This is a genomic window from Nocardia veterana NBRC 100344, from assembly GCF_000308855.1.
Lineage (GTDB): Bacteria > Actinomycetota > Actinomycetes > Mycobacteriales > Mycobacteriaceae > Nocardia > Nocardia veterana.
In genome coordinates this window covers 29,950-47,937 of sequence record NZ_BAGM01000113.1, presented here as the reverse complement: position 1 = coordinate 47,937, position 17,988 = coordinate 29,950, and the positions used below count along the sequence as shown (strand labels likewise).

Here is a 17,988-nt window from a genome sequence, read left to right as displayed (position 1 = left end):
CTGGTTGACGACGAGGCAGCGGACGGCGACGAGGGGGTCATGAAAATCCTCCGAATGTGGGTTCGACAAATCAGCGCCGCCCACTCCGCACCCGGTGACTACCGGGTGGGCGCTCCCGCACTACGGCAATACTTCTGGAGAGCACCTCTTGGATTGCGAGCAGAGTACCCACGGGACAACAGCTTCCGCAAGCGCAGGCATCCGGCAGACGCACCGCCGACAATGTCGACCCCGCCGGAACCCCCGCGTAGCGCCGCCCGACCGCGGCCCGCCTCGGGTGCTCGCCGGTCCCCGCCTGCAGGCGAGGCGTGCCGCCCTGTCGGAGGTCGCCGTCGGCAACCAGCTCGCAGCGGGCGGAGAGTCGGCCAGGAGGCGGTATCTGCGAAATCCGACGTCACGTTCTTACTCGACATCCCCATGTCGGCGTAGGTCAGCGCCACGACGGGAAGGGTGTCACATCGGCGAGTGGTGACCCGGCCACTTTCAGCGAGGTGCTGAACGCGAACAGCAACCGGGCGATCATCGCCTGCAATTGGTCGCGGTCGATGGATTCCACAGCAGGGTCCGGCGCCCAGGAGGTTCTGGATGTGCAGGTGATCTTCACTTCGCTGCCGGACGAGTGGAATGACAAGGTCCGTTCTACTCCCTGGCCATACAGGTCGATCTCGCCGACTCGGTATGCATGGAGATCATCGAGAAGATCGGGGAGTTGTTCGACCAGCGTCGACAGATCGTAGGCGATGTCCACGGGCCAGTCGTCGGAGCCGAACCCGCCGAGGGCGAACACGCAATCGGTCTCGGCGAGCACCTGACACGCTTCCATGACAAGCGAGTCGTAGTCCAAGTCCCTGTCCGGCGGGGGAGCAACAGTTCCGAGTGGCTTCGTTGCGGGTATGAGGGAGAAGGAAAAAGCCATCGTGTGTCCGTCCGGAGGTGAGGCTGCGGGCCGCGGTTCTGGTATGGGTAGCGCAGCGTGAGCGGCGTCCGACCGTGAAGACGATGCTATCCGCGACCGACTTCCGGTTCACCGGGCACCGGCTACAGCAGGCATATCCCTCTCGTGCCGTAATCTGCACTGGTGAAGCCGACGGGCGTGGTCCCGCCGCTGCGGGAGGGCAGCCGGCGCGCGCGACGCGGCCGGATCTCCGCCGAGCTCGTGGCACGTCCGTAGGCCCCGCCGTACTCGGAGAGGACAGACCCCTTGGCGAATCTGATCAATCTGGAGCAGGTCCACAAGAGCTTCGGAATCACCCCGCTGCTGGACAACGTGTCCCTCGGCGTGCAGGAGGGTGAGCGGATCGGGGTCGTCGGTCTCAACGGCGGCGGTAAGACCACGCTGCTCGAGGTGCTCACCGGGCTCGAGGAACCGGACAGTGGGCGGGTGAGCCGGATCAACGGCCTGCGGATGGCGGTGGTGACGCAGCGCGGTGTGCTGCCGGAAGGGGCGACGGTCGGTGAGGTGGTGCTGGCCGGTTTGGCCGAGGACGCCCGCACCGACGGCGTGGCCGAACACGAGTGGGCCGCCAACCCGCGTATTCGCAGCGTGCTCGACGGTATCGGGATCGCCGATCTGGGCATGGACGCGGCGGTCGCGAATCTGTCCGGTGGTGAGCGGCGCCGGGTCGCGCTGGCCGCGGCGCTGGTGCGCGAACTGGATCTGCTGGTCCTCGACGAACCGACCAACCACCTCGATGTCGAGGGTGTGCAATGGCTGGCCGAACATCTGCTCGCCCGGCGCAGCGCGCTCGTGGTGGTGACCCACGACCGCTGGTTCCTCGACACCGTCGCCACCCGCACCTGGGAGGTGGTGGGTGGCAAGGTCGAAAGTTACGAGGGCGGCTACAACGACTGGATCTTCGCCCGCGCCGAACGGGCGCGGCAGGCCGACGCCACCGAGGCGCGGCGCCGCAATCTGGCCCGCAAGGAATTGGCCTGGCTGCGGCGGGGTCCGCAGGCCCGCACCTCGAAACCGCGCTATCGGGTCGAGGCGGCCGAAGCGCTGATCGCCGACGTCCCGCCGCCGCGTGACACCGTGCAGCTCGCTTCGTTCGCGCGGAAACGCTTGGGGCGGGTGGTGATCGAACTCGAGGATGCCACCCTCACGACACCCGACGGGCGGGAACTGGTTCGCGATCTGACCTGGCGGCTGGCGCCGGGGGAGCGGGTCGGCCTGGTCGGCGTGAACGGATCCGGTAAGACGACGCTGTTGCGGGCGCTGGCCGGTGACGTGGAACCTGTTGCCGGTAGGCGGATCCAGGGGCAGACCGTACGGATCGGCTGGTTGCGTCAGGAACTCGACGATCTGCCCACGAATATGCGTGTCCTGGAGGCGGTTGCCGACGTCGCGGAGCGAACCATGCTCGGCGACAAGGAGATCAGTGCCGGACAGCTCGCCGAGCGACTGGGGTTCAGTCCGGCCAAGCAGCGCACGCCGGTCGGGGACCTCTCCGGTGGTGAGCGCCGCCGGCTGCAGCTGACCCGGATCCTGATGGGTGAGCCGAACGTGCTGCTCCTCGACGAGCCCACCAACGATCTCGACATCGACACCCTGCAGCAGCTGGAGGATCTGCTCGACGGCTGGCCGGGCACCCTGGTCGTGATCAGCCACGACCGATATCTGATCGAGCGGATCAGCGATTCCACCTGGGCACTGTTCGGCGACGGCAAACTCACCAACCTGCCAGGCGGTATCGAGGAATATCTACGCCGCCGGGCCGCCCTCGCCGACACCGCGCGCCGCCCGTCCGGATCGCCCGCTCGAGCCGAAACATCCGCTTCCGCAACCGATTCCGCTGCCTATCGGGCCGCGCGCAAGGAATTCGGCCGCTTGGAGCGAACCCTGGAGAAACTCACCGAGCGTGAGGAGCGGCTGCACGCCGCCCTCGCGGAAGCGGCCACGGACCCCGAGAAATTGGTCGGTCTCGGCGCAGAGCTGAAACAAGTTCAGGCCGAGAAGGAATCGACCGAAATGCGCTGGCTCGAACTTGCCGAGGAGGTCGGGTAAGGCCGGTTCACGACGGTCGCGGCGACCCGGGCCTCCGGCTCATTACAGCGCACTGAGTCCCGGACGTCGTATCCGTCGGAGAGCCCGGCCGTCCGCGTCCGGCGGATCCGGGCCGATGAGTGCGCACGGACGGGTCAGAGGGCGTGGCCCCGCGGCGGCACCGGCAGGCATGCGGTGGTGAAATCGGTGCCGAACGAGGTCAGCGCGATACTGCGGTAGGCGACCTTGGTGCCGAATCCGCGCTTGAGCAATCGGCGCACCTCGGGCTGCGATTCCAGCAGCTGATAGCGCGTCGGATTGTCGAGCTGGTCGCCGTCGACCGTGATCAGGCCGAGGCGGCGCAGATTGGTCAGATACGTGATCGCGCGGTCGGCGAAGCGCAGCGCCGCGGTCTCGCCGATCAGCGACATGCCGACCTCGATCCGCTGGGTGCCCGAACTCAACGGGCGGCCGGTGCGAATGTCCAGTGCCGGCTGTGGGCCGTCGAGATACAGGAACCGCAGGATCCGGGCCTCGTCGGGGGCCAACTCGGACAGGATGCGGGTGAACGCCGGGTGGTCGGTGTCGGCGGAGTGCACATCGGCGGAGCGGCGCAACAGTTCGGCGCCACGGTCGCGCAGGCTGGGGGCCGCGGTGGCGGCCGCCCCGGAGGCCGCGCTGTCGACGCCCAAGGCGCGCCGCACCGAATCGCGGACCTGTTCACCGGCCTGCGACAGCACCTGCCGGGGCGGTTGTCCGGCCATACTGCCGCGCACCACGGTGGCGGTCACTCCGACCGCGGTGCCGAGGCCCCAGGAGGCGGCCTCGGTGACCGCCGACAGCGCCACCCACACCACGCCGGTCGTGGTGCGCACGGGTCCGGCCCAGCCGGGCCGGGCGTCCTCGGCCACCATCAGCTCCGCCGATCGGCGCGCCACCAGATCGGTGGACGGCCGCGGATCCGGGTGGACCGTCTCGATCTCGGCCGAACCCGCATCGCCCGCCGCGTCCGCGCCGGTTTCCGTCACCGCCTCGTCGTACTCGATCGAAAACTCGGCGCCACCACCGGATTCGGGGGCGGAGTCGGGTCCGCTCACAGCCATACGTTCGCCACTTCCGTTCCGAAGATCAGAAGATGAGCGTAACCGGCGATGAGGCCCAGCACACCGCCATGAACGAACAAAAGCCACTCGTCCTGTTTGATCGCCGCGCGCAACATGTCGACGAAGTCCGGCGGTTTCAGCGCCGCCATCTGCTTGGCGATGTACTGGCTGACCTGTCGGCTCTGCTGGGCGTTGAAGCCCGGATCGGCGAAGGCCGCCGGAGCCAGCGATTTGGCCTCGTCGGTGAAGCGCGTCTGCAGCGTGGCGTAGTCACGGCTGCCGATCATGAATTTCAGCGCCCCGCGCATCGGGCCCAGGGCGCGGTCGGTCGCCGGGCGCAGGGTGTCCTCGAGTACCTGCATGGTGCGATCCGAGCGCGGGCCGTTGAGCAGTTCGTCACCGACATTGGCGACGGTGATGATCTGGGTGGCGACCAATTCGGCATAGCCCTCGGTGATTTCGGGTTGCCGCTTGATCAGCAAACCCTGCCGCCACGGGCACCACCACTTGGGATAGGCGGGCTCGAAGATCATGTTGAGCCCGATCCAGTTGACCACCCAGCCGATGATCACCCCACCGATCGGCAGCACCACCAACGGCGACCAGTGGGTCAGATGCAACACCCCGACCAGCACCAGACCCATCGGCGCGCCGAAATAGAAGCCGAAGTTCTGCATGAACCGCAGTTCCTTGGCGCCGAGCACCTGAAATACCGTGTTGAGCAGTTGCGGCCGCGACTGGAAATACCGGATCACCATCTGTTTGACATCGAGCAGTTGTTCGATGTTCGACCCGAGTTCGTCGGTCAGTTCCCGGAGAATATCCGGCAGCTGTTCCCGGACCCGTTCGTGTACCAACTCCCGGACCTGGACGGGCAGGTTGTACCAGAGCTGGGGATGTTCGCGGCGGGCGATCTCTTCGACGATCTCCCGAATCTGCGACTGGGCCATATCGGTGAGGTGGGCGGCCAGTTCGTCGGGCTCGAGTTCGCGATAGAAGTCGGCCACACTGCCGAGTTTCGACAGGCCTTTGTCGACCGCGATCGAGGCCATCTTGTCGGCGCGCGACGGCACGATTCCCTGCCAGCCCATCCGGCCGTCGTACTGCAACAGCGGCAGCACCTGAATGCGCTTGGGGAGGTATGGAAAGAGCCATTTCAAACCGGGCACCCGAAAGCCGTGAAAGCGAAGCGGCTTGAACAGCATCAGGATGCCGGTCCAGTTGGTGATGTAGCCGATGACGCCCGTGAACAGAGGGATCGTGATCAGTTCCAGCAATATCGTCGGGTGAAAACCCAGCAAACTATCCAGCACGACACCCTCCTGCCGACCCCTTACCGAGTGACCGCCGTCACACCGGCACTTCAACGTACCCCGTCGGCCAGGCGAACCTTACTGTGAATTCCGGAAACGGGTCCAATTGCGACCGGAGCGACGCGGCCGGAGGAGGCAGCGCGCGTAACCCCGGAGGCCGCCGCGGAGGTCGCAGGCAATACGACCGGAGCGACGCGGCCGGAGGAGGCAGCGCGCGTAACCCCGGAGGCCGCCGCGGAGGTCGCCAATGCAATACGACCGGAGCGACGGCCCGGAAGTCGCCATGGGATTCGGGTTGGAAGCTGCTACACGGTAGCGTATTCAGCGGAGACTTCGATCACATCGGGCGATCGGAATGTCGCACCGGACAGCGGCAGCCGCAAGAATGACCGGAACCACATTCATGCCGCGATCGCTGTGCGGGTGTCGGTGCTCATGGCCGAGGACCGCCGAACATGAGCCGGTGGCCTCGGGGTGCGGTAGGAATATGTGAGCGGATTCGTTCACCTGGCGATATTCGGAGAAGGACGTGGCAGACGACAGGACCGGACAGGATGTGGTCCGACCCGGTTCCCGAGCTGTGGAACGCAGCTCGGACGTGGAGAAGCGGCAGATCAGCAACGAAGCCCGCATGATCCGCGGCGTCTTCCGCGCGGCGGGTCTGGCCGCCGGGACGGCGGTTCGCGGCGGGCAGTGGGCGGTCGGCACCGGACTCGAGGTCACCAAGCAGATCGCGCAGGCCGCCCTGGACGGCGAATCGTCCACCGAGATCGCCGAACGCACCGGCGCCGCACTGCAGTCCGTCGCCCGCAGCGTCCTCGGCGTGACCGAGGGCTCGGTACGGGAAATCGTCAGCTACGTCCCCACCAACGGACATGCGGCCGGGCCCGCAACCGGCGGACTGGTCCGCTCGTCCACCCTCGCCGACCTGCGCCGTCGCGGTGACAATCTGCTCGCCCGCTCGGCTGATGTGTACTTCACCGAGGAGGTGCACCCGGCCTACGACCGCATTCTCGACCAGCTGTCCTCCGACGAGGCCCGGATTCTGCGGTTCATGGCCATCAACGGTCCGCAGCCCACGGTCGACGTGCGCACCAATCGTCCGCTGGGGATCGGCTCGGAACTGGTCGCGGGCGATCTGACGTCGGTGCCCGAGCAGGCCGGCGTGCGCTATCCGGACCGGTCGCGGCTGTATCTGATCAATCTGAATCGGCTGGGTTTGCTGACCACCTCCGACGACCCGGTGGTACTGAGCCGTTACATGGTGCTCGAGGTCCAGCCGATCGTGGAATCGGCGCTCAAACAGGCCGGGCGGGTACCGAAGATCGTGCGGAAGAGCCTGCGGCTCACCGAGTTCGGCGAGGATTTCTGCAAGACCTGCTTCACCATCAACGGGTCCTGACCCACCGCCGCCGGTGAACGCTGTATAGCGATCCGATACAGATTTCCGGATCTGCGCAGATTCGCCGGATCCGGTGGGATTGTTGAGGTATGGACTCCGATGCCGTCTCCGCGATCAGCCGGCTGAAGTTCCGGTACTTGCGAGCACTCGATACCAAATCGTGGGAAGACTTCGCCGACACGATGATCCCGGAGGCGACGGCGACCTACAGCGAATATCTGCAGTTCGAATCGCGTGACGCCTTCCTGGCGTTCATGCGCAATACGCTCGGCCCGCACGTGATCACCGAGCATCGGTGCGACCACCCCGAGATCGATATCGACGGCGACGCGGCGACCGGCACCTGGTACCTCGCCGACACCGTCCTCATCCCCGGTCACAACATGCTGCTGCGCGGAGCGGCGTTCTACAACGACCGGTACGTGCGCTGCGACGACGGGCATTGGCGGATCGCGCACACCGGCTACGAGCGAACCTACGAGGTGGTGCTGTCGCTGTCGGACCTGCCGAGCCTGCGGCTGACCGCCAGCCGGTGGGGTGTGATCACCGGCGAGCCCGGCACCGCGCCGGACATTCCGGGGGTGGTGTCCCGAATCGAGGACACGCCCGGCGGCGTGGAGGAAGAACCGGACGAGCAGGCGATCGGGTAGGTGCTCGGCTGCGGTCGTCCCGCTCCGCTGCCGCCTTCGGTCGTCCCCGTCAGTCCGCGGTGGCGACGAGCGGTTCCAGCGTCAGGTCGGCCATTTCCTTCTGGATGTACTGCAGCCGCCACTTATCGCTGAACAGGGCCAGGATCGCCCCGTCGGTGCGGGTGAAGACCTCGACTCCGCGCTGGCGGTCCAGCTCCGGCGCCGAGGCGGCGTCGGTGCGGCGGGCCAGCTGGTAGGGCAGGAAGTCCAGCTGCGTTTCGACGTTGAACTCGGCCTGCATGCGGGCGGTGACCACCTCGAACTGCATCGGGCCGACTGCGGCCAGAACGGGGGAGGCGTCGCCGCGCACGTCGTTGCGCAGCACCTGCACCACACCCTCGGAGTCGAGCTGATCGATCGCCTTGCGGAACTGCTTGTACTTGCCGGCGCTACGGGCGCGCAGGGTGGCGAAATGTTCCGGGGCGAACGACGGGATCGGCGGGAACTCCACCTTCTTGTCCACGAACAGGGTGTGTCCGGGCGCGAGCGCGGTCGCGTTCACCAGGCCGACCACGTCACCGGGATAGGCGGTGTCGACGGTCGCGCGTTCCCGGCCGAACACCGTGAGCGCGTATTTGGTCGCGAACGGGCGACCGGTCTGCGCATGCGTGACGACCATGCCGCGCTCGAACTCTCCGGAGACGATGCGCATGAAGGCCAGCCGGTCGCGGTGCGCGGCGTCCATTCCCGCCTGCACCTTGAAGACCACCGCGCTGAACGGGTCCGAGGGTTCCCGCGGAGTGCCGGTGATGTCGGTGCGCGGGCCCGGTGACGGTGCCAGGGCTACCAGGGTGTCGAGGAGTTGCCGGACACCGAAGTTCAGCATCGCGGAGGCATAGATGACGGGGGAGGTCTGGCCGGCCAGGAACAACTCCTGGTCGTGGTCCTGCCCGGTGGCCGACAGCAGTTCGCTCTCCTCGGCCGCGGTCTCCCACGGCTCGCCCTCGCGAGCGGCGGCCTGTTCGGGGGTGAACGATTCCTCCGGCGCGATGGTCGCGCCGCCCGCGGTCCGGGTGAAGTGGATGTATTCGGTGGCGACGCCGTCGGGCCCGCGCCGCAGCAGCCCGCGGAAGTCGCCCGCGATACCCACCGGCAGGAACAGCGGCGTCGGGGTCAGCCCGATTCGCTCGTTGATCTCGTCGAGCAGTTCGAGTGGGGCGCGGCCCGGCCGGTCCCACTTGTTGATCACGGTGATCACCGGAATGCCGCGATGCCGGCACACCTGGAACAACTTGAGCGTCTGCGGTTCCAGGCCTTTGGCCGCGTCGATCAACATGACGGCCGCGTCGACGGCGGTCAGTACCCGGTAGGTGTCCTCGGAGAAGTCGGAGTGACCGGGGGTGTCGACCAGGTTGATCACACACTCGCCGTATTCGAACTGCAGCGCGGTCGAGCTGACCGAGATACCGCGTGCCTTCTCCATCTCCATCCAGTCCGAAACGGTCGACTTGCGGCCCGACTTGCCGTGGATGGCGCCGGCCTCGGAGATCATCTTGGCGTGCAGCGCGAGCGCCTCGGTGAGCGTCGATTTACCGGCGTCGGGATGGGAGATGACCGCGAAGGTGCGCCGCCGTTCCGCCTCCTGCGCCACCCGCCCGGATGTGGTCGTGCTGGCTGCGGGGGAATTCACCGATCGGCTCCTCTTCGCGGGACAGGGCAAAGCATCAGAATACGGGAGCCAGCGGCTCGGCCCGGCATCGGGAGGACTGCGGCCGGAGGAAAGCTGCCGGTCAGAGCGGGTGTTACCGCGCGGCCGGGTCGCCGCACCCCGACGCGAGGCGGCGTCCTCCGCGATCGGGTTCAGTCGGACAGATGTCGCGCGACGGTCCGCAGTACCAGCCGGTCCAGATCGATCCCCGGTGCGATCAGTTCGACGCTGCGGTTGGCCACGAGCGTGGCGATGCCGTGCAGATTGGTCCACAGGCCGAAGGCGCGCTCGTCCGCGCGGTCGGACACGCAGCTCGCGACCAGGTCCGTCCACGCCCGGTAGAGCGGAATCGTCTTGCGGCGCAGATTCTCTCCGGAGCCCTGGAGCAGGTCGTGGCGGAACATCAGGGTGAACATCTCCGGCCGCGCGGCCGCGAAGTCGATGTAGGCACCGGCCATGTGGTCGATGCGGATCCGCGGGCTCTCGTCGTCGTGCCGCGCGAATCGGGCGCTCAGATCGGCGAAGCCGCGCACCGCGACGGCGGCGAGCAGCGCATTGTGCGTGGGGAAGTAGCGTCGCGGCGCTCCGTGCGACACGCCCGCCGCCCGCGCGATCGCCCGCAGTCCGAGTTGGGCGGCGCCCACCTCCTCCAGCAGCCCCACTCCCGCGCTCACCAGCCGCTCCCGCAGTGGTTCGTCGACATCCATGCGGGTCATTGTCGCGTGTCGAGGTCGGCGTCGGCTGCGGGCAGCCGCCGTCGGCCGCGGGTGTAGACAGTGTCTACTAAACTGGCGTAGACAATGTCTACAAGCGGTCGTGGAGGGTGCCCATGTGGTATTGGCTTTTGAAGTTCGTCCTGATCGGTCCGTTCCTGCGGATTCTGGGACGGCCGAAAGTCGAAGGGTTGCAGCATGTTCCGAAGGACGGGCCGGTCATCATCGCGGCGAATCACCTGGCCGCGATCGACTCGCTGTATCTCGCGCTCGTGCTGCCCCGCCGCATCACCTTCCTCGCCAAGAGTCAGTACTTCGACGAGCCGGGATGGCGCGGGCGGCTGCATCGGTGGGTGATGACCGCGACCGGGCAGGTTCGGGTCGATCGTTCCGGCGGTTCGGCGTCGGCGGATGCGCTGGCCGCGGCCGTGCGCATTCTCGAGTCCGGTGGGGTGTGGGGAATCCACCCGGAGGGGACCCGGTCGCCGGACGGCCGGGTCTACCGGGGCCGGACCGGCGTGATCCGGGTGGCGATGCAGACCGGAGCGCCGGTCGTGCCGGTCGCGTTGAGCGGCACCGACCGGGTCAACCGGCGCGGGCACCGGCTGCTGCGCTTCGGCAAGGTGCGGATCGTCTTCGGTGCGCCACGCACCTTCGGTCCGGTCGACCGTGCCGCGGTCCGGGCTGCGACCGACGATCTGATGGTGGAATTGGCGATGCGTTCGGGTCGTCGCTACGTGGACTGCTACGCCGCGCACTTCCGGTCCGAATCCGCCTGACCGGGTGCGGGGCCGCGCGCCCCGCCGGGTGGTGTCGCGGCTCATTACCGCATCGGGGTGCTGTGCGGAAGCGTTTTCCGCTACATGCTATTGTTCTCAGGTTGTCTCGGCGAGGGTGTCGCACCCAGTGCACACCGTGATCGACGCGGCTCGGCTTCCGGTCGTTGTCGTGCGGTCGTCGCCCGACGAGCAGACCCTTTCGCCAGGGCGGTCCGCATTCCGGACGGTACCTGGCCCGCACACCGTCCGCCCCGGAAAGCCGTAGGAGAGTATTCCAGTCATGTCCGACGTCAGCGTCCTCGAAGCCACGACCCGCACCGAATTCGGCAAGGGCGCCGCGCGCCGCACCCGTCGCGCCGGCAACGTTCCCGCCGTGCTGTACGGCCACGGCGAGGCGCCGAAGCATCTGTCGGTCAACGCCCAGGCCTTCGCCGCGATCCTGCGCGAGCACGGCACCAACGCCGTCGTGGACCTGGAGATCGACGGCAAGAAGCAGCTGGCCATGACCAAGTCCGTGGTCGTGCACCCGATCCGCCGCTACATCGAGCACGCCGACCTGCTGATCGTCAAGCGCGGCGAGAAGGTCGTCGTGGACGTGCCGGTCGCGCTGGCCGGCGATGCGGGTCCGGGCACCCTGGTCACCCAGGAGGCCACCACCGTCTCCATCGAGGTCGACGCGCTGAACGTGCCCGAGTCCATCGAGGTCTCGATCGAGGGCGCGGAGGCCGGTACGCAGATCACCGCCGGTCAGATCGAGCTGCCGAAGGGCGCCGCACTGTCCGGCGACCCGGAGACCCTGATCGTCAACATCATCGTCGCGCCGGCCGCCGAGGCCATCGAGGGCGAGGGTGAAGGCGAGGCCGAGGGCGAGGGCGAGAGCGCCGAATAAGTCGGTCCCCCAACCGTTTTCCGATGACGGAATCGACCGTGCCGGCGCTCGTCGTCGGGCTGGGTAATCCCGGCGCCGAATACGAGCGCACCAGGCACAATGCCGGTTTCCTGGTCGCCGATGTGCTCGCCGAGCGCATCGGCGGCCGGTTCACCGTGCACAAGAAGTCGGGCGCCGACCTGGTCGAAGCTCGGCTCGACGGCCGGAAGGTGCTGCTGGCCAAGCCGCGCAGCTATATGAACGTCTCCGGGCGTCCGGTCGCCGCGCTGGCGCGGTTCTTCTCGGTGCCGGCCACCGAGATCATCGTCGTCCACGACGAACTGGATCTGCCCTTCGGCACCGTGCGGCTCAAACGCGGCGGCGGCGAGGGCGGCCACAACGGACTGCGTTCGATCTCGAATGCGTTGTCCACCAAGGATTATCTGCGGGTGCGCTTCGGTGTGGGGCGTCCGCCCGGTCGGCAGGATCCGGCCGACTTCGTGCTCAAGCCCTTCTCGGCGGCCGAACGCAAAGAGGTTCCGGTTCTCGTCGAACAGGCCGCCGATGCGGTCGAGCTGCTGCTGCGGGTGGGTTTGGAAACCGCGCAGAACCAATTGCATTGAGCCCCTTGCCCGGAACCGATCGCTGAACCGAGCTCGGCGAGCACATCGCAACGATCGGGCGGAAACGATTGCACCGAGGCGTCCGTTTGCGATGATGCCCGGTGTGCAGGATTACACGAAGATCTTCGACCGTTACCGGGGCACGCTGCTGGGCGGGGCGGTCGGGGACGCACTGGGCTGGCCGATCGAATTCCTGAAGCTGGAGCAGATCCGGGACCGTTTCGGGCCCGACGGTCTCACCGATTTCGCCACGGCCGCAGCCGATTCCGCGCCTCGGCAGATCACCGACGACACCCAGATGACGCTGTTCACCGCCGAGGGCCTGCTGCGTTGCGCGGTGGGCGCCGATCCGGTGCCGGTGCTGCGACGGGCCTACCTGCGCTGGTTGCGGACCCAGCGGGAACCGGGACCGGCCGGGCAACCCGACGGTTGGCTCGCGAGTCTGCCGTATCTGTATGCGGTGCGCGCACCCGGTAACGCCTGTATGCGCGGGCTGACCCGCCAGGAGCAGAGCTACCTGTCGCCGCACCCGTTCGGCCTTCCGGGCGAGGTGAATTCGGACTCGAAGGGCTGTGGCACGGTGATGCGCTCGGCGCCGTTCGGTCTCGCCGCGGCCGGCCCCGAGCAGGCATTCGAGGTATCGGCGCGCTGTGCCCAGTTGACGCACGGTCATCCCACCGGCTATCTGGCCGCAGGCGCCTTCGCCGCCCTCGTCCACCGCGTGGTGAACGGGGCGGACCTGCGAACCGCCGTGGACGAGACCATCGTCCAGGTCGCGGCGGTGGCCGGTGGCGCCGAGACCGCCGCCGCCCTGCGCACAGCGGTCACCGCCGCCGACGCCGGGCCGGCCACCCCCGAGGGAGTCGAACAGGTCGGTGCCGGCTGGGTCGCCGAGGAGTGCCTGGCCATCGCGGTGTACTGCGCGCTGGATGCCGAGCGGACCGGCGATGTGCGTCGTGCATTCCTGTTGTCGGTCAACCACTCCGGTGATTCCGACTCCACCGGCGCGGTGACGGGCAATCTGCTCGGCGCTCGGCACGGTCTCGACGCCCTGCCTCTGGACTGGTGCGCGGCGGTCGAGGGTCGCGACGACCTGGCCCAGGTTGCCGACGATCTGGTGGCGGCGTTCGTGTACGGCGATCGCGCGCCGCTCGGCGATCGCTATCCGATCGACGCCGACGCCGACTGACCGCCGGCGCTCAGCTCAGATGGACCGCGGTCGCGGACCGGCGCAACTTCCCGGACGAGGTCTTGGGCAGCGCGCCCGGCCCCAAGACGGTGACACTGCGTGGCCGGGCCCCGACCGCGGAGAACACCTCGTGCACCACGTCGTGTTCGATCCGGCGCACGGCCTCGGGATCGGCGAAGTCGTTGCTCTCCACCACAACCGCGAAACTTTCCCGCTTCTGCCCGGCGTCGAGCCGGACGGCGACCGCGTTGCCGGGGCGCACGCCGGCGACCCGTAGGGCGGCCCGCTCGATATCGGTGGGAAAGATGTTGCGCCCGCCCATGATGATCACGTCCTTGATCCGCCCGCAGACCACCACCGACCCGTCCTCGGTCAGGTAGCCGATATCGCCGGTGTCGAGCCATCCCTCGGCGTCCTGCGCGGGCCGGAACCCGTCGACCGTGACGTACCCGGACGAGACCGCCCGCCCGCGCACCTCGAGGACCCCTACGGACCGGGTCGGCAGCGGTCGGCGTTCGTCGTCGACCACGCGCACGGTCAGATTGTCGACCGGCCGGCCCAGTAGCGGGAGCCGCCGCACGGCGCCGTGATGGGCGGCCGGATCGGTCACCGGCACCGCTTTACCGAGCGCTTCCAGGAGATCGGCGTCCACGGTGTCGATCACCTGGCCCGCGCCCGGATCCGGAATGGACACCGCCAGGGTGGTTTCGGCCATTCCGTACACCGGTGTCAGCGCGGAGGGACTGAGACCGAACCGCTTACCGGCGCGGGCGAGCGCCTCCATGGTGTCCGGGTCGACGGGTTCGGCGCCGTTCCACATGTATCGCACGCTGCTCAGATCCACGGCGTCGTCGTCGGCGCGGGCGAGGCGCCGGGCCAGCAGCGAATAGGCGAAGTTGGGTGCGGCGGTGACGGTTCCGCGGTACTTCGAGATCAGCTCGGCCCACAGCACCGGCCGCCGGAGAAAATCCATCGGCGTCACGCAGACCACCTCGGCGCCGAATTGCATGGGCACGCTGAGGAATCCGACCATCCCCATATCGTGGAACAACGGCAGCCAGCTGACCATCACGTCCTGATCCAGCTGGAACTTCACCCGATCGAACATGGCGTAGGCGTTGACGTAGAAGTTGTCGTGGGTGATCCGCACCGCCTTCGGTGATCCGGTCGAGCCGGACGTCAACTGCTGCAGGGCGATATCGGATTCCGCGGTGGGCAGCGGATCGGTGTCCGGTCCGGCGGCGGCGTCGTCCACCAGCACGACGGTGATACCCCGTTCGGCCAGCAGCGGAGCCGCCACTTCGAACGGGGCGCCGAGTACCACCGCCCGGGCGTCGATCATCTGCAGCACGGTTTCGGTATCGCGCGCCCACAGTTGCAGATCGGTGCGCGGGGTCGGCTGATGCAGCATCGTGATCGAGGCCCCGCGCATCCAGATCGCCTGGCATACCGGGGCGATATCGGCCGGCAGTCCGGCCAGCACCCCGACCGCGTCGCCGTGCCCGATACCGGCTGCGGCCAGTCCGCCCGCCATCCGTCGCGCGATCCGATGGATCTCGTCCCAGCCGCGCCGCAGGGGCGCATCCGGCTCCCCGGTGACCAGCCCCCGCCGGGAACTACGTGCGGTCGCGAACATTTCCTCGGTGAACCGGCTCACCCTCGAACTCCCGTCTCCACCCGACCGGCGGTCGGACCCTCTGCACTATCTCGGTACGCCGGTGTGGTGTTAGCCCGGCGTGGTCGATACGAATTGCGTCACTGCGGATAACACGGTGGAAGTCGAACCCCGGTTCGCCCGCGCGGCGACCGTCGACTGCGACGGTCGCGGCGGCGAACCCCCGACGAGACTAGTCGGCCGCTCGACGAACGCGGTCGACGGCGTCGAGGAAGCGATCGAGCTCGTCGGTGGTCACGAAGCAGTGCGGTGAGGCGCGCACCACGGAATCCAGTTGCCGCGCCGACATATCCAGCAGTGTCGAACTCCGATGGCTGACCGTCACCGTGATGTCGGCTGCGCGCAGTCGATCACGCACCTCGACCGGTTCGACGCCGTCGACGGTGAAGGACACGATGCCGCACTGTTCGGTGCCGAGATCGCGCACGGTGACGCCGGGAACAGCGGACAGGTGCCGGCGCAGATAGGCGGCATTGGCGGCAACGGCGGCGAAGACCTCGTCCGGCCCCTGGTCGAGCAGATAGCGGACGGCCGCACCGAGCCCCAGCCGGGCCGCCACATCGCACTCCCAGAATTCGAATCGGGTGGCGTCGGGGGCGAGCCGGTAGTCGGCGGGCCCGGTCCACGTCGCGCTGTGCAGGTCGAGGCGGCCCGGTTCGAGTTCGGCGCACAGCTCCGGGCGCACGTACAGGAAGCCGGTGCCGCGCGGGCCGCGTAGCCATTTCCGGCCGGTGGCAGACAGTGCGTCGACACCGAGTTCGGCGACGTCGATGCGGATCTGGCCGACCGACTGACAGGCGTCCAGCAGCACCAGGGCGCCGACCCGGTGGGCGATGCGGGTGGCTTCGGCCGCCGGGTTGACCAGGCCGCCGTTGGTCGGCGTGTGCAGCAGCGAGACGATCCGCACTCGCTCGTCGAGCATCGCGTCGAGCGCCGCGAGATCGATCCGGCCGGTGTCGTCGCTGGGAATGCTCTCGACGACGGCGCCGGTGGCGCGGGCTCGCTGCAGGGCCGCGATCGCATTGCTCGCGTAGTCCGAACCGGAGATCAGGATCCGATCGCCGGGTCGTAACGGGATCGAATAGAAGAAGTCGGCCCAGGAACGAGAGGCGCTGTCGCTGAGGGCGATTGCCGAGGGGTCGGCATTGATCAGGGTCGCGATGGCGGTTTTGACCGCGGCCAGGTCGTCGAGTCGTTCCGCGGCCGCGCGATAGCCACCGACCTCGGCCTCGCGCCGCAGATGCGCGACGGCGGTGTCGATCACCACCCGGGGCGGTAACGAGGATCCGGCACTGTCGAGAAAGACCGGCGGTGGTCCGTCGGCGTCGGCGTAGGCGGGAATGTCCGCGCGCAGGCGATCGATATCGAGCACCCCATCGACGTTATGTCATCGTCGGCCGCGCTCGCCGAATCGGCTGCCCGCCGTGCCGTCGGGCGGGGCGAACAGCTCCGGACGCGCGGGACCGGGAGCCGCCCGACCCGGCCCCGGACCGCGGGCGCCCGCGGTGCCGCCGGTACGCCCGTGACCGGGATGTTCATCATTTCGTCGGAAATTTTGTCGGTGGCCGCGGTTACCCTGGGTCGAGTCGGCGGAAGAATCGGGGCGGACTTCGGTGTTGTAACCCACACAGCCGGTGGTGGTGAGGAGCTGGGCCGGCCGGGTACGTGCCCGGGAGGCTGATCGGAGGGTGGCATGTCGGAGGGTGGCATGGCGGTAACGGTGGATCGGGCACCGGCCGAGACGGGGGCAGGCCTGTCGTCACGCGCCGCCGCGGAGGCGTATGTGGGAGGTGTCTGTTTCAAGCAGGGGCCGCCTGCCTTGATCGGTGCCGAATTGGAGTGGCTCACCGCGCACGGTGGGTCGTCGGCGCCGAGTTCGCGTCCGAAGCTGTCGCTCTTCGCGGACGCGTTGGGACCCTATGCACCCCAGTCCATTTCGCCCGATTCTCCCGCCAAAGTGCTTCCGGGGGGAAGCCGGATCACCATCGAACCCGGCGGTCAGATCGAACTGTCCAGCGCCCCGTTCGCCGATGCCGCGCAATTGTGCGCGCGGTTGCTCGAGGATTCCCATTTTCTGTCCGGCCTGCTCGGCACCCGGTCCATCCGGATGATCTCCGCCGCGGCCGATGCCGATCGTCAGGCCCGCCGCGTGCTGCGGCTGCCGCGTTACCGGGCGATGGAGCGGTCCTTCGCCGGCGTCGGCCCCTACGGCAAGCTGATGATGTGCAATACCGCTGCCACCCAGGTCAGCGTGGACGCCGGCGCCGACCGGGCCGAGATCGCGGCCCGCTGGAAGGCGCTGTACGCGGTGGGCCCGGCACTGGTCGCGGCCTTCGCCTGTTCGCCGGTCCTGTACGGAGCGCCGGTCGGTGCGTGGGCGTCGCAACGGATGCGGACCTGGTTGCGCCTCGATCACACCCGTACGCGGCCACCGGTGCGCAGTTGGGCCGATCCGGTCACCGAATATGGGCGCTGGGCGCTCGAGGTGCCGCTGCTGTGCGTGCGGCGCGGCGCGGCGGGGGAGGATTGGTCCGCGCCGCCGGGGGCAAGTTTCTCGGATTGGCTGTGTGGCGCCCTCGACGACGAGATCGGTCGCCCTCCGGAGATCGCGGATCTCGATTACCACCTGACGACGATCTTTCCGCCCGTGCGCGCCGCCGGGCACCTCGAGGTGCGATATCTGGACGCGCAACCCGGCGATCAGTGGGCGGTGCCGATCCATGTCCTGGACGCGTTGATGTCCTCGCCGGCGGTGGTGGCGGAGGCGACCCGAACGGCCGACCCGGTCGCCGACGAATGGGCGATGGCCGCCCGCTGTGGCCTGGCCGACCCGCAGATCCGCACGGTCGCCGTCGAGTTGTTGACGCTGGCCGCCGAACACGCCCGCGGCGCCGAGGCGGCCGACCGAATCGGCGCCGCGGCGCGGCGGTGTCGCAGCGGCCGCATTCCGGACGGATCGGTCGCCCGCTGCCTACCGGAGGAGGCGACGGAATGAACGGTGCC

General features: G+C 68.3%; 15 protein-coding genes. 8 read left to right on the top strand and 7 right to left on the bottom strand.

Annotation, left to right across the window (positions count from 1 at the left end; all coding sequences use genetic code 11):
- Positions 1-430: 430 nt before the first annotated feature.
- Positions 431-808 (bottom strand): hypothetical protein, encoded by a 378-nt coding sequence (locus tag ON37_RS21590; RefSeq protein ID WP_157171534.1) that lies wholly within the window; start codon positions 806-808, stop codon positions 431-433.
- Between the two features lie 393 nt (positions 809-1,201).
- Between ON37_RS21590 and ON37_RS21585 the strand changes: the two genes are divergently transcribed.
- Entirely contained in the window at positions 1,202-3,004 is a 1,803-nt protein-coding gene (locus ON37_RS21585; protein WP_040721796.1) for an ABC-F family ATP-binding cassette domain-containing protein, read from the top strand.
- A gap of 134 nt (positions 3,005-3,138) precedes the next feature.
- Here the strand turns inward: ON37_RS21585 and ON37_RS21580 are convergent, their stop codons facing one another.
- Complete coding sequence (locus ON37_RS21580; RefSeq protein ID WP_245553309.1) at positions 3,139-4,080, bottom strand: Abi-alpha family protein; 942 nt, start codon at positions 4,078-4,080, stop codon at positions 3,139-3,141.
- Positions 4,077-5,399, bottom strand: coding sequence for a DUF445 domain-containing protein (locus ON37_RS21575; RefSeq protein WP_051031879.1), 1,323 nt, complete (start codon positions 5,397-5,399; stop codon positions 4,077-4,079). The genes ON37_RS21580 and ON37_RS21575 overlap by 4 nt, the downstream gene beginning before the upstream one ends.
- Positions 5,400-5,928: 529 nt before the next feature.
- Here ON37_RS21575 and ON37_RS33695 point away from each other — a divergent pair.
- Together ON37_RS33695 and ON37_RS21565 are read left to right on the top strand one after the other, a co-directional pair.
- Entirely contained in the window at positions 5,929-6,801 is an 873-nt protein-coding gene (locus ON37_RS33695; RefSeq protein WP_040721794.1) for a DUF4393 domain-containing protein, read from the top strand.
- A gap of 89 nt (positions 6,802-6,890) precedes the next feature.
- Positions 6,891-7,451, top strand: coding sequence for a nuclear transport factor 2 family protein (locus ON37_RS21565; RefSeq protein WP_051031878.1), 561 nt, complete (start codon positions 6,891-6,893; stop codon positions 7,449-7,451).
- Positions 7,452-7,500: 49 nt separating this feature from the next.
- Here the strand turns inward: ON37_RS21565 and ON37_RS21560 are convergent, their stop codons facing one another.
- The gene (locus ON37_RS21560) at positions 7,501-9,120 is read right to left on the bottom strand and encodes a peptide chain release factor 3 (protein ID WP_040721792.1); all 1,620 of its coding nucleotides are present in this window, start codon (positions 9,118-9,120) and stop codon (positions 7,501-7,503) included.
- A gap of 170 nt (positions 9,121-9,290) precedes the next feature.
- Positions 9,291-9,845, bottom strand: coding sequence for a TetR/AcrR family transcriptional regulator (locus ON37_RS21555; RefSeq protein WP_040721790.1), 555 nt, complete (start codon positions 9,843-9,845; stop codon positions 9,291-9,293).
- A gap of 122 nt (positions 9,846-9,967) precedes the next feature.
- On the opposite strand from ON37_RS21555, the gene ON37_RS21550 reads away from it, so the two are divergent.
- From ON37_RS21550 to ON37_RS21535, 4 genes are all read left to right on the top strand, one after another.
- On the top strand, positions 9,968-10,630 hold the full coding sequence (locus ON37_RS21550; protein ID WP_040721788.1) for a lysophospholipid acyltransferase family protein: 663 nt from the start codon (positions 9,968-9,970) through the stop codon (positions 10,628-10,630).
- A gap of 280 nt (positions 10,631-10,910) precedes the next feature.
- Positions 10,911-11,519: a 50S ribosomal protein L25/general stress protein Ctc gene (locus tag ON37_RS21545; RefSeq protein WP_040721786.1), complete on the top strand. Its 609-nt coding sequence runs from the start codon at positions 10,911-10,913 to the stop codon at positions 11,517-11,519.
- A 23-nt stretch (positions 11,520-11,542) separates the two neighbouring features.
- Positions 11,543-12,121 (top strand): aminoacyl-tRNA hydrolase, encoded by a 579-nt coding sequence (pth, locus tag ON37_RS21540; protein WP_040721784.1) that lies wholly within the window; start codon positions 11,543-11,545, stop codon positions 12,119-12,121.
- A 103-nt stretch (positions 12,122-12,224) separates the two neighbouring features.
- Complete coding sequence (locus ON37_RS21535) at positions 12,225-13,310, top strand: ADP-ribosylglycohydrolase family protein (RefSeq protein WP_040721847.1); 1,086 nt, start codon at positions 12,225-12,227, stop codon at positions 13,308-13,310.
- 10 nt (positions 13,311-13,320) lie between these two features.
- On the opposite strand, the gene ON37_RS21530 is transcribed toward ON37_RS21535, so the two are convergent.
- Positions 13,321-14,967 carry a fatty acyl-AMP ligase gene (locus ON37_RS21530; protein ID WP_040721782.1) on the bottom strand — a complete coding sequence of 549 codons (1,647 nt, stop codon included), beginning with the start codon at positions 14,965-14,967 and terminating at the stop codon, positions 13,321-13,323.
- Between the two features lie 190 nt (positions 14,968-15,157).
- Positions 15,158-16,357, bottom strand: coding sequence for an aminotransferase class V-fold PLP-dependent enzyme (locus ON37_RS21525; protein ID WP_040721781.1), 1,200 nt, complete (start codon positions 16,355-16,357; stop codon positions 15,158-15,160).
- A 336-nt stretch (positions 16,358-16,693) separates the two neighbouring features.
- Here ON37_RS21525 and egtA point away from each other — a divergent pair, with 336 nt between their 5' ends.
- Positions 16,694-17,980: an ergothioneine biosynthesis glutamate--cysteine ligase EgtA gene (gene egtA / locus ON37_RS21520; protein WP_040721779.1), complete on the top strand. Its 1,287-nt coding sequence runs from the start codon at positions 16,694-16,696 to the stop codon at positions 17,978-17,980.
- Positions 17,981-17,988 lie beyond the last annotated feature (8 nt).

Excerpts from the sequence above, each read along its gene's own strand:
- ON37_RS21565 (WP_051031878.1), top strand. The coding sequence starts at position 6,891 with ATGGACTCCGATGCCGTCTCCGCGATCAGCCGGCTGAAGTTCCGGTAC.
- ON37_RS21555 (WP_040721790.1), bottom strand. The coding sequence starts at position 9,845 with ATGGATGTCGACGAACCACTGCGGGAGCGGCTGGTGAGCGCGGGAGTG.
- ON37_RS21550 (WP_040721788.1), top strand. The coding sequence starts at position 9,968 with ATGTGGTATTGGCTTTTGAAGTTCGTCCTGATCGGTCCGTTCCTGCGG.
- ON37_RS21545 (WP_040721786.1), top strand. The coding sequence starts at position 10,911 with ATGTCCGACGTCAGCGTCCTCGAAGCCACGACCCGCACCGAATTCGGC.
- pth (WP_040721784.1), top strand. The coding sequence starts at position 11,543 with ATGACGGAATCGACCGTGCCGGCGCTCGTCGTCGGGCTGGGTAATCCC.
- egtA (WP_040721779.1), top strand. The coding sequence starts at position 16,694 with ATGGCGGTAACGGTGGATCGGGCACCGGCCGAGACGGGGGCAGGCCTG.